Origin of the sequence: Bacillus sp. JJ634, from assembly GCF_036962285.1 — a bacterium.
Classification (GTDB): Bacteria; Bacillota; Bacilli; order Bacillales; family DSM-1321; genus Peribacillus; species Peribacillus asahii_A.
Genome location: NZ_JBALMU010000076.1, coordinates 1 through 13,458 on the forward strand (window position 1 = coordinate 1; position 13,458 = coordinate 13,458).

The 13,458-nt window shown below is 38.0% G+C and carries 14 protein-coding genes; 5 read left to right on the top strand and 9 right to left on the bottom strand.

Annotation, left to right across the window (positions count from 1 at the left end; all coding sequences use genetic code 11):
• The first annotated feature begins 409 nt into the window (after positions 1–409).
• Positions 410–535: a DUF4368 domain-containing protein gene (locus V7068_RS12680; RefSeq protein WP_402923069.1), complete on the top strand. Its 126-nt coding sequence runs from the start codon at positions 410–412 to the stop codon at positions 533–535.
• A gap of 5 nt (positions 536–540) precedes the next feature.
• Here the strand turns inward: V7068_RS12680 and rlmD are convergent, their stop codons facing one another.
• The 3 genes from rlmD to V7068_RS12695 form a co-directional block, all read right to left on the bottom strand.
• Positions 541–1,917 (bottom strand): 23S rRNA (uracil(1939)-C(5))-methyltransferase RlmD, encoded by a 1,377-nt coding sequence (gene rlmD / locus V7068_RS12685; RefSeq protein WP_499713095.1) that lies wholly within the window; start codon positions 1,915–1,917, stop codon positions 541–543.
• Between the two features lie 124 nt (positions 1,918–2,041).
• Positions 2,042–2,827: a delta-lactam-biosynthetic de-N-acetylase gene (pdaA, locus tag V7068_RS12690; RefSeq protein ID WP_499713096.1), complete on the bottom strand. Its 786-nt coding sequence runs from the start codon at positions 2,825–2,827 to the stop codon at positions 2,042–2,044.
• Between the two features lie 139 nt (positions 2,828–2,966).
• The gene (locus V7068_RS12695; protein WP_127759008.1) at positions 2,967–3,152 is read right to left on the bottom strand and encodes a hypothetical protein; all 186 of its coding nucleotides are present in this window, start codon (positions 3,150–3,152) and stop codon (positions 2,967–2,969) included.
• 112 nt (positions 3,153–3,264) lie between these two features.
• Here V7068_RS12695 and V7068_RS12700 point away from each other — a divergent pair, with 112 nt between their 5' ends.
• On the top strand, positions 3,265–3,411 hold the full coding sequence (locus V7068_RS12700) for a hypothetical protein (protein ID WP_164853118.1): 147 nt from the start codon (positions 3,265–3,267) through the stop codon (positions 3,409–3,411).
• Between the two features lie 113 nt (positions 3,412–3,524).
• Here V7068_RS12700 and V7068_RS12705 read toward each other — a convergent pair whose 3' ends face one another.
• Both V7068_RS12705 and V7068_RS12710 read right to left on the bottom strand, forming a co-directional pair.
• Positions 3,525–5,090: a fumarate hydratase gene (locus V7068_RS12705; RefSeq protein WP_499713097.1), complete on the bottom strand. Its 1,566-nt coding sequence runs from the start codon at positions 5,088–5,090 to the stop codon at positions 3,525–3,527.
• Positions 5,091–5,414: 324 nt separating this feature from the next.
• A complete protein-coding gene (locus V7068_RS12710) occupies positions 5,415–5,597 on the bottom strand; it encodes an SE1561 family protein (protein ID WP_252282951.1) in 183 nt (60 codons plus the stop codon).
• 159 nt (positions 5,598–5,756) lie between these two features.
• Here V7068_RS12710 and yfkAB point away from each other — a divergent pair, with 159 nt between their 5' ends.
• Positions 5,757–6,875 carry a radical SAM/CxCxxxxC motif protein YfkAB gene (yfkAB, locus tag V7068_RS12715; RefSeq protein ID WP_499713128.1) on the top strand — a complete coding sequence of 373 codons (1,119 nt, stop codon included), beginning with the start codon at positions 5,757–5,759 and terminating at the stop codon, positions 6,873–6,875.
• Positions 6,876–6,968: 93 nt separating this feature from the next.
• Here the strand turns inward: yfkAB and V7068_RS12720 are convergent, their stop codons facing one another.
• Positions 6,969–7,784, bottom strand: a complete 816-nt coding sequence (locus tag V7068_RS12720; protein ID WP_499713098.1) for a YfkD family protein — start codon at positions 7,782–7,784, stop codon at positions 6,969–6,971.
• A 183-nt stretch (positions 7,785–7,967) separates the two neighbouring features.
• The gene (gene cax, locus V7068_RS12725; RefSeq protein WP_499713099.1) at positions 7,968–9,038 is read right to left on the bottom strand and encodes a calcium/proton exchanger; all 1,071 of its coding nucleotides are present in this window, start codon (positions 9,036–9,038) and stop codon (positions 7,968–7,970) included.
• A 450-nt stretch (positions 9,039–9,488) separates the two neighbouring features.
• Here cax and V7068_RS12730 point away from each other — a divergent pair, with 450 nt between their 5' ends.
• The gene (locus V7068_RS12730; RefSeq protein WP_499713100.1) at positions 9,489–11,408 is read left to right on the top strand and encodes a heavy metal translocating P-type ATPase; all 1,920 of its coding nucleotides are present in this window, start codon (positions 9,489–9,491) and stop codon (positions 11,406–11,408) included.
• A 255-nt stretch (positions 11,409–11,663) separates the two neighbouring features.
• Here V7068_RS12730 and V7068_RS12735 read toward each other — a convergent pair whose 3' ends face one another.
• Both V7068_RS12735 and V7068_RS12740 read right to left on the bottom strand, forming a co-directional pair.
• A complete protein-coding gene (locus V7068_RS12735) occupies positions 11,664–12,503 on the bottom strand; it encodes a YihY/virulence factor BrkB family protein (RefSeq protein WP_499713101.1) in 840 nt (279 codons plus the stop codon).
• 17 nt (positions 12,504–12,520) lie between these two features.
• Positions 12,521–12,907: a YtxH domain-containing protein gene (locus V7068_RS12740; protein WP_127759002.1), complete on the bottom strand. Its 387-nt coding sequence runs from the start codon at positions 12,905–12,907 to the stop codon at positions 12,521–12,523.
• Between the two features lie 184 nt (positions 12,908–13,091).
• On the opposite strand from V7068_RS12740, the gene V7068_RS12745 reads away from it, so the two are divergent.
• On the top strand, positions 13,092–13,316 hold the full coding sequence (locus V7068_RS12745) for a DUF1128 domain-containing protein (protein ID WP_119115680.1): 225 nt from the start codon (positions 13,092–13,094) through the stop codon (positions 13,314–13,316).
• Positions 13,317–13,458 lie beyond the last annotated feature (142 nt).

Below are 13,458 nucleotides of genomic sequence, written 5' to 3' on the forward strand. Positions count from 1 at the left end.
GTATATATATTACTATTTATTAAACATTCTGTCAAGTTAGAATTTGGTCCAAACTTACTTATGGTGGATTTCTAGGAACGAGAACCTCATTTCCATTCAATCCTAGAGCTGCGGATTCCTTTTAATTCAAAAAAATGACGTGTTCCTATAGAAACACGCCCTATCGTATCATGAGATAAATCTACATCGTCATTTACTTATATATAAACTATTCGATGGCTAACAGCTTATTCAAGAATATGGCCCTATTGTTGAACAGCACTTTTAAACTAACCTGTTCCATTCGTTTAAAATAGACCCCACCGGGTGCCTAACCAATTTATGATGCCTCTCACAGAATATATTGTCTCTGTAAGACCCGCGAGAAAAAAATTCAAATATACTAGGACATACAGCTACTTACAAACATATGCCTGATTTGAAATTTGATACCTTAACTTCGGAGATGTTACTACGTTTCGTTGATAAAATTGAAGTAACTGAAACTAAAGATGTTAAGATTTACTACAAGTTTACACAGGTTGAAGGGTTTTAATCCCCTCAACCATTTTTTAAAACTATCTGTGAAACAACTTCCACATGCGCCGTCTGCGGAAACATATCCACAGGCTGCATATATTCCACTTTATACAGCTTGCTTAATTCATGTATGTCCTTCGCTAAGGTTGATGGATTACAGGATACATAGACAACTTTCTTCGGTTTGACTTTTAAAATCGTGTTCAGTAAGTTTTGGTCGCAGCCTGTTCTCGGCGGGTCGACGACTAAAACGTCTGGTTTCCAACCTTCTTTAATCCAGCGCGGCATCACATTTTCCGCTTTGCCGACTTCATAACGAACGTTGTTTCGGTTATGACGTTTCGCATTTTTCTTAGCATCATCAATCGATTCTTTGATAACATCCATGCCGCGTACTTCTTTTGCTTCTTTAGATAGCCACAGTCCAATTGTTCCAACTCCACAATACGCATCGACCACTTTTTCTTCGCCTGTCAGTGCTGCTGCTTTTTTGACTTCATCATAGAGCTTCACAGTTTGAGTTGGGTTCAGCTGGAAAAATGTACGTGCTGATAGTTCATAGGATAAATCGCCAAGTATTTCATTGATGACTTTTTCACCAGCTAAGTGGATCGTTTTGTCTCCAAAAATGAGCGATGTTTTCTTATTGTTAATGTTTTGAACAATGGATTTCACTTCAGGAAGCTGGTCACGAATTTGTTTAATCAGCTTGTCTTTTTGCGGAATATCTTCTGTTCCTGTTACAAGCACAACTTGGACCTCTCCTGTTTCAAAACCTACGCGAGTGATGACCGTTCTAATGACCCCTTTATTCTTTCGTTCATTATAAATAGGGATGTTTAGGTTTTTCAAAATTTTCTTAACAGTACGTGTTACTTTATTTGTTGCTGAATGCTGCACGAGACAATTTGGAATATCGATTAAAGAATGTGAGTTTACTCCATACAAGCCAGCAATGAGCTTGCCTTCTTTTAAACCAACTTGATATTGGCTTTTGTTGCGATAGTTCCACGGGTCTTCCATTCCAATTGTATCTTTAATATTTAAAGCAGAAATCGAATTTTTTGTATATCGTTCCATCGCTTGAACGACGATGTCACGTTTTTCAACAAGCTGCTGGCTATAGCTTAAATGTTGCAGCTGACAGCCGCCGCACTCCGCATAAATCGGACATGGTGCTTGAATGCGATGTGGGGATGATTTACGAATCGTTTTAATTTTTGCTTCAGAAAATTTAGGTTGAACTTTCGTTGCAACCGCAACTATTTCTTCTCCTGGTAATGCACCAGGAACGAAGACGACTTTCTTTTTAAAATAACCGACTCCTTCTCCGTTAATGCCGAGTCGTTTGATTGTTAAGGGAAACGTTTGATTCACTTCTAATTGATCATTTGTCATTTCTTTTCACTCCGTTTTTCCATGCTTCAAAAGCATATACGTCTCTTTGACAGTTTGCAACGTATTATATCACGTTTTCATACAGAATAGAAAAGCAGAACCCCAATTAGGGTTCCACTTGTTGTTAATACAGCATACGATTTGGCAATTGCTGCTCAATCATTAAATCATCTAAACTTTTGAATACATACCCTTGTTTTTTCAAATCCGTTAAAATTGAGTCAAGCGCATCAGCATTGTCTTTTGAAACTGTGTGGATAAGCAAGATCGCTCCTGGATGAATTTGTTTCATCACTTCACCGTGAGCATAGGCTGCTCCTTTTTGTTCATTCACAACCCAGTCTTTATAAGCAAGCGACCAAAATATATGGTAATAGCCTTCTTCTTTAGCTACTTTCATCGTTCTTTCACTAAACACTCCACGCGGCGGACGCAAATAACTCATCATTTGCTGACCTGTTAACTGAGCTGTTTTTTCTTTTACTTGACGTAACTCGGAGCGAATCTGTTCATCTGTCATAACTGTCATATCTGGATGTGTCCATGAATGGTTTCCTACAATATGTCCTTCTTTTACCATTCTTTTCACAAGTTCGGGTGCTGTTTTTAAATAATGTCCTGTTACGAAAAAGGTAGCTGGTACGTTTTGTTTTTTAAGTACATCTAAAATTTGGCCTGTATAGCCGTTTTCATAGCCGTTATCAAACGTCAAATAAATCTCCTTTTTCGAGGTATCTCCTAAATAAACCGCTTCATATTTCGGAAGCATTTCATCGAATTTCTGCCCTGCTTCAGCTGGTTTTCCATTGCTTCCTTTCTTCATTCCCCAATTATATGATTCGGCAGAAGCCGGAGTTGCTAATGCCCATAATATACTCCAAATCGTCAATAAACAAATTAGTTTCTTCATCTTTATTTAATCCCCCAACATACTTTTCTCTTAGTGTTTGGCGTAAAAACATTTATATGTAAGGAGAAGGAATTGGCATGATTCCAATAAAAAACCACCCTTCCAATAGAAAAGAAGGATGGTCCCAATCTATATTGATTTATCGTTTAAACAATGATTCTAATGCTTTCCAAACAATAATGACAGCGAAAAGTAAGACAACAACAATGCCAATCACAGCCAAAATAGGTTCAAGTCCAGCAAAAATTGTACCAGCGACAGGAAGAAGGATAAAAGCAAAACCGGCTAATAGAGCAAAGAAGTATAACCAATAATTATTTTGCATACCATTCCCTCCTTTCTGCTACTATTATATGCTCACTTTTTTCAAATATTTGGACATTTCAGAAATATTTTTTTCTCTTGAGCATATATTTTTGCTAAAAGGAGGCGCTTTCATGGCTGAATGGTGGATCATTTCGATGGGGTTTATTTTTTGTCTCGGCTTAGTAGGCGGCGGCTTTGTCTATGTCCTCAAAAAAGCATTGAATTCGAAAGATGCCACAACCATTGATCCTTTGCCAAGTGAAGAAAATGAAAGCTAAGAAAAGCGCAAGGTTTCTAGAGCCAGACATCAAGACATGTCTGAAATTTTACATTTTCAATCATCTTATAAAAAACGGGTGCTCTCTCTATTAGAGAGGCACCCGCTTCTTTCTTATTTAAATACTGTTTCTTTAAATTTAGCTAATTTTTCTAATGATGTTTGTTGAACGTCTTTGTGTAAGCTGTTTCCATGTGAGTCCATCGTAACAACCGCCGTGAAACCTTCAACGCTTAAATGCCACATTGCTTCAGGGATACCGAACTCTGTAAAGTTTACACCATCAACAGATTTGATACAATCTGCATAGTATTGAGCCGCTCCACCGATTGCGTTTAAGTAAACACCGCCGTGCTCTTCAAGCGCCGCCAATGTTTTTGGTCCCATTCCGCCTTTACCGATAACAGCACGGATTCCGAATCTCTTCATGATGTCCCCTTGGTATGGTTCTTCACGAATACTTGTTGTTGGACCAGCTGCTTTTACATGCCATTTACCTTCGTCATCTTTCAGCATAACTGGACCACAGTGATAAATAATTTGACCATCTAAATCGATTGGTGAATCATTTTCAGATAAGTGCTTGTGGATTGCATCACGGCCTGTGTACATTCTACCGTTAATATGAACAACGTCACCGACTTTAAGTTCACGGATTTTCTCTTCTGTAATTGGTGCTTCTAGAACAACCTCACGAGGTCCTTCTACAGCTGCTTCAGATGCTGCTGCTGTTTCTTGCTCTGCTTGCTTATCTTCAAGTGCGAAGTCGATTTTTTCGCCTTCTTGATATAACCATTCATTAATTTCGCCTGTTTCAGGGTTTACTTTCACACCTAAGCGACGGAATGCCCAACAGTTGTACGCAACAGATACGAAGAAACTAGCTGGAAGACGGTGCATAACACCAATTTTACAACCTAATAATGTTGTTTCACCGCCAAATCCCATTGTTCCGATGCCTAATTCATTTGCATGCTCCATTACGTATTCTTCTAATTTACGAAGATCTTCGTTTGGATTTACATCATCATTGCTGCGGAAAAGTTGCGCTTTTGCTAAATCGTATCCTGAAGAGCGATCTCCACCAATTCCAACACCGATGAATCCAGCACTACATCCTTGCCCTTGTGCTTGGTATACAGAATGCATGATACATTTACGAATACCATCTAGATCACGACCTGCTTTACCTAGTCCTTCAAGCTCACATGGAAGGCTGTATTGAATATTTTTATTTTCACAACCGCCACCTTTAAGAATTAGGCGCGCATCGATATAATCTTTATCCCATTGTTCAAATTTGATAACCGGAAGACCTTCTCCTAAGTTATCACCGCTATTTTCCCCTGTTAAAGAGTCAACTGCATTTGGACGAAGCTTTCCTGCTTTTGTCGCAAGAACTAACGCATTGCGAACCGCTTCTGCAATTTCAAGTTGATTTACGCCAACTGGTGTTTTAATTTTGAATGTTGGCAGTCCTGTATCTTGACAGATTGGAGATACATTATCATCTGCCATTGTAATGTTATTTGTAATCGTTGCCAAACTCATTGCTGAACGTGTACCAGCATTTTCGCGTGCTTTTGCACCTTTAATTGCACGACGCACGTCTTTTGGTAAATTTGTAGATGTTTCTACAATTAGACTGTACATACTTTCTTGAAATTTAAACATATCCATCTTGCAGTCCCCCTCAATCCCCTATATTTAATTGCGATGCCTATGTTTCTCTGGACGTAGACATCACTAAATGAATTTAATACCTGTTTCATTATACATCTATCCCTATATTTCGAAAAGACAGACTTTTTATTTCATTAGAAAACTTGTCTCTGGCATGTTTGTAGAAAAAGACATAGCGACCCTTATACAACAGCCTTAGACATTGGAAAACACCCGATTTATTCCAATATTATTTCCAAAATAAAACCTTGTTTTTTTAAAAAACAAGGTTTTATTGAATATTCAACGAAAAGGACTCATACTATCGTACAAATCTTACTCTTATCCGCGGCTCTTGAATTGTTCGACTTTCTCCTCTAATTCGTCAATCATATTAATTAAACGATCAATATCTTCTAACTCTGTATGTTCAGGTTCAATGCTATCTAGAACCTCCATAAATATCGTTAAACGTTCCTTCAAATATTTAACTTGATCATCTTTACTGTGAATGGTTTTTCCCATGAAAACATTCTCCTTCCGTCTTCGTCTATCTATCGTATCGAATCTATATATAAAGTGCAATTGAAATCTCGCCCGAAGCGTCCCATTATTGACATTAATTATTCGGTTTGTTCATAATGGGTTAGTGCATTAATACGTAAGGAGCCTTAGACTATGACAATGAAAGAAACGATACTAACACCAATCACTCCCGAGCATGATCCTTGGGAAGCCTATATGGATATTGAGCAATACGGAAAAATGACGCTAACCAACGTCGAGCTTACGACAACAACCCTTTGTAATATGCGTTGTGAGCATTGTGCTGTAGGCTATACATTACAGCCAAAAGACCCTGATGCCCTTCCATTAGAGCTACTGATTCAGCGCCTCGATGAGATTACAACATTACGTTCCCTTAGCATTACTGGCGGCGAGCCGATGCTATCTAAAAAATCCGTAAAAAATTATGTGTTGCCTTTATTGAAATATGCACATAGTCGTGGGGTACGCACACAAATCAATTCCAACTTAACCCTTGATTTAGAACGTTATGAAGACATTATTCCTTATTTAGATGTTCTACATATTTCCCACAATTGGGGGACGATTGATGAATTTATCGACACAGGTTTCGCAATGATGGATCGAAAACCAACACGTGAGCAACGTAAAAAATTATTTGATCAAATGATTACGAATTCCCGTGCTTTATCGGATGCTGGGGTATTGGTTTCTGCTGAAACGATGTTAAATAAACGAACCTTACCCTATTTAGATCATATTCATAAGCAAGTTGTGGAAGAAATGGGCTGTAAACGCCATGAAGTACACCCTATGTATCCAAGCGATTTTGCTTCAGCATTAGAAACGCTTCCTTTAAATCAAATGCGTGAAGCTATTCATCACTTACTAGATATTCGCGATGAAAATGTATGGATGCTATTTGGTACCCTTCCTTTTTATCCATGCAGCAATAATAAAGAAGATTTAGAGCTGCTAAAACGTTTGTACAATTCGAAAAAAGTAACCGTCCGAAATGACCCAGACGGACGCTCCCGCTTAAATATAAATATTTTCACGGGCGAAGTAATTGTCACTGACTTTGGTGATGCACCGTCGCTTGGGAACATTGTCGATCAACCACTTACCAAATCCTATGAAACGTGGATGAATTCTAAGCTGGCCGCTCAACTCAACTGCCACTGTCCAGCTGTAAAGTGTCTCGGACCAAATGTGTTAGTGAAAAATGCTTATTATCCGAAAACAGACTTTCGAAGTCGTACGTCTCGTATTTAAGAAATATGTAAAAAATCAACTGTACCCTAATAATAAAGCCTTGTAAAAAACTCGCCGATTGCTGGCGAGTTTTTTATTTGAATGAATTCTGTCTTACCTCGGTTGCTGTGAAGCTGTAAAACTAAATGAGAGATGATCTTGAATAGGGATCCATGCTCCAATCCCTTGCGAAGTCACATTTTTAATCGTTAAAGTACGCTTGCTGCCTTTTAAATGTAAATACACTTCACCATATGTGACTTTCCCTTTTTCATTTACAGCGGAAGCATATCCGTATAAATAACCGAGTCGTTTAGCTGGAATATTATATACGTGATCTTTTTTCGTTCCTGCTCCGATAATTGTCTCGAAAGCAAGTGGTAGTTTCGTTTTCTCTGTTGCTTTTAACAGCATCATTTTTTGTACATCTTCCGCTTTAGGGATCTTTGCTGTTAATCCACCATGTACGGTTTTTTGTGCTTCTTGAACATAGTGAATGCTGTACGGGAGATTACCTCCGCGATTATCATAATAATTCGTATTCACCTTTTGATATTCCCAGTTAGGTGCTGTCTCAGTTGATTGATAATTTAATGCCCAATGCCCAAGATAAATCGTGGCACGATAACCAAAGGCAAGGGGAGCTTTAGCAATAGTTGATTCATTTAACATACGAATCAATTCAGGGTTTTCAATGGGTACACTTGAAGAATCAAGTAATTGCTGAGCTAATTCACTAGGTTGTAAACGTGGTAAGTCTTGAGTTGGATTTGGATACGTATTTTCCTTCGTAATATTCAAAACAGCTGGAGGAATAGAAGTTTTCATAGAAGCCGCCTTTTTGACATCTGTTTTTTGCACAGCTCCTCCGATATCCGCTCCAATGAATGAACACATTAAAATGGCCAAAATCATTACTAGTCTTCTCATGGTGTCGCGCTCCTTTTAAAGAGAATAAGTCAATTGTTTATAGATTTTGTTCGTAAACTGTATTCTATACACAAGGTTGCTTCGCCAAACTTTTCCTTTCCTGCATAAGAAAAGAACAAAGCGCTGAAAGCTAGACACCAAAAATGTTTAGAAACTTATATTTTTTAACTTTTTAGCTTTGTTCTATAGTAAATAAAATCCAATTCCCATAATGACGTAAGCTGCCATTAACGTTAATCCTTCAAACCAGTTTGTTTCACCATCATTTGAAATCATAATCATTAAAAATACCGCTGTTACCATCGAAATCAGCTCAGGCCAGGTGAACACAAGCGGCATATATGTCGGGAAAAACAAAGATAGCAAAACTAAAACAGGAGCGACGAACATAGCGATTTGCAGCGTAGACCCCACTGCAATTTCCACAGCAATATCCATCTTATTTTTATAAGCCATAATAATTGCCGTTGCATGTTCAGCAGCATTTCCAACAATCGCTACAATGATGACCCCAATAAACAGCTCTGTCCACCCAAATGCCTCCCCTACTTCACTAAACGTATGAACAAGTTTTTCTGAGACGTAAGCAACCGCAATAGTCGCAGCTGCCAACACCCCTATAGCTGTCCCTCTCCCCCATTCAGGCTCTTCTTCCTCATGTATTCCCACCGCTGCTGCCCCTTTTTCTGTTGGCTGATACACACCACGGTGTGTCACTAACTTAAAAAATAAAGCTGCTAAATAGAGCACAATTAGAATAATCGATATCCCAACACTTAATGACATCGTTTCTACATCGCTCATATTTTGACTGAACACTTCCGGAATAACAAATGCCACAATAACCGCAAAAATCAACAATCCCGCATTATGCCTGGCATCATATACATTAAACACCTGCCTTTTGTATCGCGTACCGCCCACAAAAAACGATAATCCGGCTACTAATAATAGATTTCCCAAAACAGAACCGGTTAAAGAAGCTAACACGATACCGACCAAGCCTGCTTTTAATGAAAAAATGGAAATAATGAGTTCAACGGCGTTTCCAAAAGTAGCATTCAATAACCCGCCAATTCGCGGTCCCATCACAATAGCTAGACTCTCCGTTGCGCGTCCCATAAAGCTAGCCAAAGCAATAATCGTTAAACAGTACACAATAAACATAACAACACTTGGCCAATGCAATAATGATCCAACCACAGAAAGCGGAACACCAATCAACACAAGAATTAGAAAGATTTTATTTGTCATTTTACAAAGACACCAACTTTCACATTAATAAGCGAATTCCTTTTCAATGTATTACTACACCAATCACTCTATGTTCCACTAATATCCCCATTTTCTTTCAAGATATAAGTAACTGCAGATTACAAATCCCCTAATTCTTTTCTATAGGCCTTATTAAACAATCAACAGAACTATGTAACATCACCTTTCCATTTAAAATACAATAAATACAATTGGTTATCTAATTATATTTTTTACTAAATTAGAATTATTATAGTTTACTTTTTTGGGAAATATGATATTATATAAATAATCAAACATAGACAAAAAGCCGATATTCATTGCTGTCATTGAATAAACAATGGCAGCTTTCATCTTTTTTTAACGGAATGCAGATGATTATCTTTCTCACTTAAATATCATCTAATTGAGAAAAACTATCATCATAATTAAGAAATCGGGGGGAAGACAATGACTACAGATACAAAGCAATTGCGACAGCCTGCTACACTAGAATCATCTTGGCTTGAAAAAGTAAAACCGCATCTTGAACTGATTGCCGCTCTACTTAGTGGTGTTTTAATCTTAGTTGGATGGTTGCTGGATAAGAACGGGCTTGGCACAAGTGCTGTTATCATCTATTTAATGGCTTTTATAATCGGTGGATTTGCCAAAGCAAAAGAAGGAATTGAAGATACGATTGAAGATAAAGAATTGAACGTTGAAATGTTAATGATTTTTGCTGCAATTGGTTCAGCGATTATCGGCTATTGGACAGAAGGTGCCATCTTAATTTTTATCTTTGCATTAAGCGGTGCACTTGAAACATACACAATGAACAAAAGTCATAAAGAAATTTCTGCGTTAATGGATTTGCAGCCAGAAGAAGCGTTGCGCGTGACAAATGGCTATTCAGAAACTATTGCTGTCTCTCAACTTGTTATCGGCGACCTTATTTTAGTAAAGCCCGGTGAACGAGTTCCATCTGATGGAACCATTACAGATGGACGTACAAACATTGATCAAGCAGCAATTACTGGCGAATCTGTTCCTGTTACAAAATCTGTTGGAGATGAAGTATTCGCTGGAACAGTCAACCTACGTGGAACAATTACCATTAAGATTACAAAACCTAATAGTGAAACATTATTCCAAAAAATTATCACTTTAGTACAATCTGCTCAAAGTGAGAAATCTCCTTCTCAGCTCTTCATTGAGCGTTTTGAAGGAACTTATGTAAAAGTAGTATTAGCCGTTGTAGCACTAATGATGTTTGTCCCTCACTTTGCACTCGGCTGGAGTTGGACGGAAACCTTTTATCGTGCCATGATCTTACTTGTTGTCGCGTCACCATGTGCTTTAGTGGCTTCGATCATGCCTGCAACGCTATCGGCAATTTCCAATGGTGCTCGACATGGTATTTTATTTAAAGGTGGCGTTCACCTTGAAAACTTGGGCAACTTACAAGCAATTGCATTAGATAAAACGGGGACATTAACAAAAGGAAAACCGGAAGTAACCGATGTCGTGATTCGTGAAAACTTACAAGAAGAAGATTTTCTCCTTCGCGTTGCTTCTATCGAGAATTATTCAAACCACCCGCTTGCAACAGCCATTGTACGTTATGCAAAGTCTCGTATTACTAAAGAATTAGTGAAACCAACTGATATGGAAGATATATCTGGAAACGGTGTTCAAGCGTACTTTGGAAACGAATTTTGGCAAGTGGGCCGCGCAAGCTTTGTTGGTTGTGATGAAGCTGAGCAGTTCCAAAACGGAATCGCCCTTTCCCTTGCAAACGAAGGAAAAACAATTGTCTTCGCCAAAGATGAATATGGAATTGCCGGGATTATCACGTTAAAAGATGTCGTTCGTGAAGAAACGGTTAAAGCGATTGAGACATTAAAGAAAGAAGGCATATACACAGTTATGCTAACAGGAGACGGTGAAAAAACAGCAAGAGCAATCGCAATTGAAAGTCATATTGATGCTTATATTGCTGAATGTCTTCCAGAAACAAAGGTTGATGAAATTAAAAAATTAAAAGAACAATTTGGCACGGTGGCTATGGTTGGGGACGGAATCAATGATGCTCCTGCTCTCGCAACAGCTTCTGTCGGGATTGCAATGGGAGAAGGTACAGATGTAGCCCTTGAAACAGCCGATGTTGTGTTGATGAAAAACAACCTGCCGCGAATTGCGGAAGCCGTAAAATTATCCAAGAAAATGAATCGAATTATTAAACAGAATGTAATTTTCTCAATTGTTGTGATCATGCTTTTAATCTCTTCTAACTTCCTTCAATTTTTAGATTTACCATACGGTGTAATTGGTCATGAAGGAAGCACAATTTTAGTTATTTTAAATAGCTTGAGGTTATTAAGAAGCTAAGAACAAAAGCGTAAGCATGTTAATATAAATACTAAAATAAAGAGGGCCCCTTTACGAAGAAGGAGCCCTCTATTATTAATGGTAACCGTTCTTTCCGTTCGCTGAGCCTGATGTTTTATGCTTTGAACGCTTTTTCCCTTTTTGTTTTGTGTTGCCATCTTTTTTTGCGCTATTGCTCATAATCAAGTGCCTCCCTTTATAAAGATGTGTACAGATAAAGTATTCGACAAAAACCAACGTCTCATGTTAGGCAAATTACGCGCAATCTGGCTTTTTTTTCTCACTGACTGAGGCATTTATTTCTCCACCAATAATAATGATAATGCCACTTAAATAAAACCAAATCATTAACACGATAATCCCGCCAAGACTTCCGTACGTTGTCGAATAATGCCCAATTTTCTCTACATAAAAGGAAAATGCCAAGGACACAAAAACCCAGCCTACTGTAGCAAATATCGCTCCAGGAAGTACACTTAAACACTTTAATTTCTTATTAGGAGCAATCCAATATAGCATAAAGAAAACAAAAAAAAGAACAACAGAGCTAATCAACCATCGGAGCGTATTCCAAACACGAATAAATTCTTCTGAGAAACCAAGCTCTACTGATAAAAAGAAAATAACTTGTTTTCCAAATAACGGAAGTATTAGAGCGACAAGAAAAACAAAAACCATCGCTAATGTGAGAATAATCGACATTCCCCGGGCAATAAAAAAAGAACGGTTTTCTGTTACGTCGTATGCTCGATTAAAAGCACGAATAATGGCATTAAGTCCATTAGATGCTGACCAAAGAGTAGCAAAAATCCCAAATGAAAGTAACTTCCCATTTCCTTTCATCATCTCATTTAAGTTTTCTTCAATTAACTCCATGGACTTCTCTGGAGCAAAAGTATGTACCGTTCGTAAAATTTCCTCTTCAGAGTATGGTAAATACGCGACTAACGTAAACAAAACAATAAGAAGTGGAAATAGTGATAGCAGGAAGAAGTAAGAAAGTTGAGCAGCAAGACCAGATACATCATCTACTTTTATTTTTTCTAGAAGTGTTTTAAAGAAGCTCCATCTCAGCATCACTCTTTTTACCACCATGCCACCACCTCGATTGTTTACTTCACCTGTTGTTCGCTTAGTCCTGCCTTTTTCTTTTCAGCAACGAAAGCCTCCTTCGTTTCTTCAATCATTTGTGAGACTTCTGATGGAATATGACTCAATTCTTCTACAGTATCTACAAGAAGCGCAACCTCATCCGACACTTTCGTCACGGTTGTCCGCATTTGTGTTGTAGCTTCTCGTACTTGATCAATGACACGGTCTGGATTTTTTGCCAGATAGTTAATACGTTCGCACCATTGCTTCGTGCTTGCTTTTACGCTATGTCTCGTTGATTTATCAAGAAGGCTTAAACAGCCTCCAACAACGGCCCCTATCACTACCGCTTGAACAAATTTACTCTTCGGTTCTTCTTTTCTATAGTGTCTGCTTTCCCTACTCATCTATACCCCTCCTTGTCGTATATTAAATCATCTAATATTCCAATTATATCCAATAATTTAGCTGTTTGTATATTTTTTATTTCTTTCTAAAATAGTTGTGATTAGAACGTACTGTTTCCATTGACTTCTATTCGTAATCATGAAAAGATGAACATAATTGAAAAAGAACGAGAGGATGGTAAACATGGATTTAACAAAAAATAGCCCAGAAGCAGTAGAATTTATGGTAGAAGCAATTAAAGAAAAGCTAAGAATGATGAATATTGGTGCGATTAAATCTGATTCATTTAATGCTTCTATGTACGAAGAATTACATGAATTATACGAAATGGTTATGCGTAAAACAAACTTCAGCCCAAGCGAAATGGAAGCCATTGCTGAAGAATTGGGCCGATTACGTAATGTGTAACAACAATAAGACAAAGGGACGGATTAATAATCTCCGCCCCTTTGTTTTATCCGACACTTAACGGGCAGTAAGACTCCATCCCAAACTTATGAGGAAACCTAGAAGATAGGTGGAGTCAACTGCCCATAAAGGTCCGATTGGT

Coding starts and splice junctions, on each gene's coding strand:
- V7068_RS12680 (WP_402923069.1), top strand. CDS start 410: ATGCCTGATTTGAAATTTGATACCTTAACTTCGGAGATGTTACTACGT.
- rlmD (WP_499713095.1), bottom strand. CDS start 1,917: ATGACAAATGATCAATTAGAAGTGAATCAAACGTTTCCCTTAACAATC.
- pdaA (WP_499713096.1), bottom strand. CDS start 2,827: ATGAAGAAACTAATTTGTTTATTGACGATTTGGAGTATATTATGGGCA.
- V7068_RS12695 (WP_127759008.1), bottom strand. CDS start 3,152: ATGCAAAATAATTATTGGTTATACTTCTTTGCTCTATTAGCCGGTTTT.
- V7068_RS12700 (WP_164853118.1), top strand. CDS start 3,265: ATGGCTGAATGGTGGATCATTTCGATGGGGTTTATTTTTTGTCTCGGC.
- V7068_RS12705 (WP_499713097.1), bottom strand. CDS start 5,090: ATGGATATGTTTAAATTTCAAGAAAGTATGTACAGTCTAATTGTAGAA.
- V7068_RS12710 (WP_252282951.1), bottom strand. CDS start 5,597: ATGGGAAAAACCATTCACAGTAAAGATGATCAAGTTAAATATTTGAAG.
- yfkAB (WP_499713128.1), top strand. CDS start 5,757: ATGAAAGAAACGATACTAACACCAATCACTCCCGAGCATGATCCTTGG.
- V7068_RS12720 (WP_499713098.1), bottom strand. CDS start 7,784: ATGAGAAGACTAGTAATGATTTTGGCCATTTTAATGTGTTCATTCATT.
- cax (WP_499713099.1), bottom strand. CDS start 9,038: ATGACAAATAAAATCTTTCTAATTCTTGTGTTGATTGGTGTTCCGCTT.
- V7068_RS12730 (WP_499713100.1), top strand. CDS start 9,489: ATGACTACAGATACAAAGCAATTGCGACAGCCTGCTACACTAGAATCA.
- V7068_RS12735 (WP_499713101.1), bottom strand. CDS start 12,503: ATGGTGGTAAAAAGAGTGATGCTGAGATGGAGCTTCTTTAAAACACTT.
- V7068_RS12740 (WP_127759002.1), bottom strand. CDS start 12,907: ATGAGTAGGGAAAGCAGACACTATAGAAAAGAAGAACCGAAGAGTAAA.
- V7068_RS12745 (WP_119115680.1), top strand. CDS start 13,092: ATGGATTTAACAAAAAATAGCCCAGAAGCAGTAGAATTTATGGTAGAA.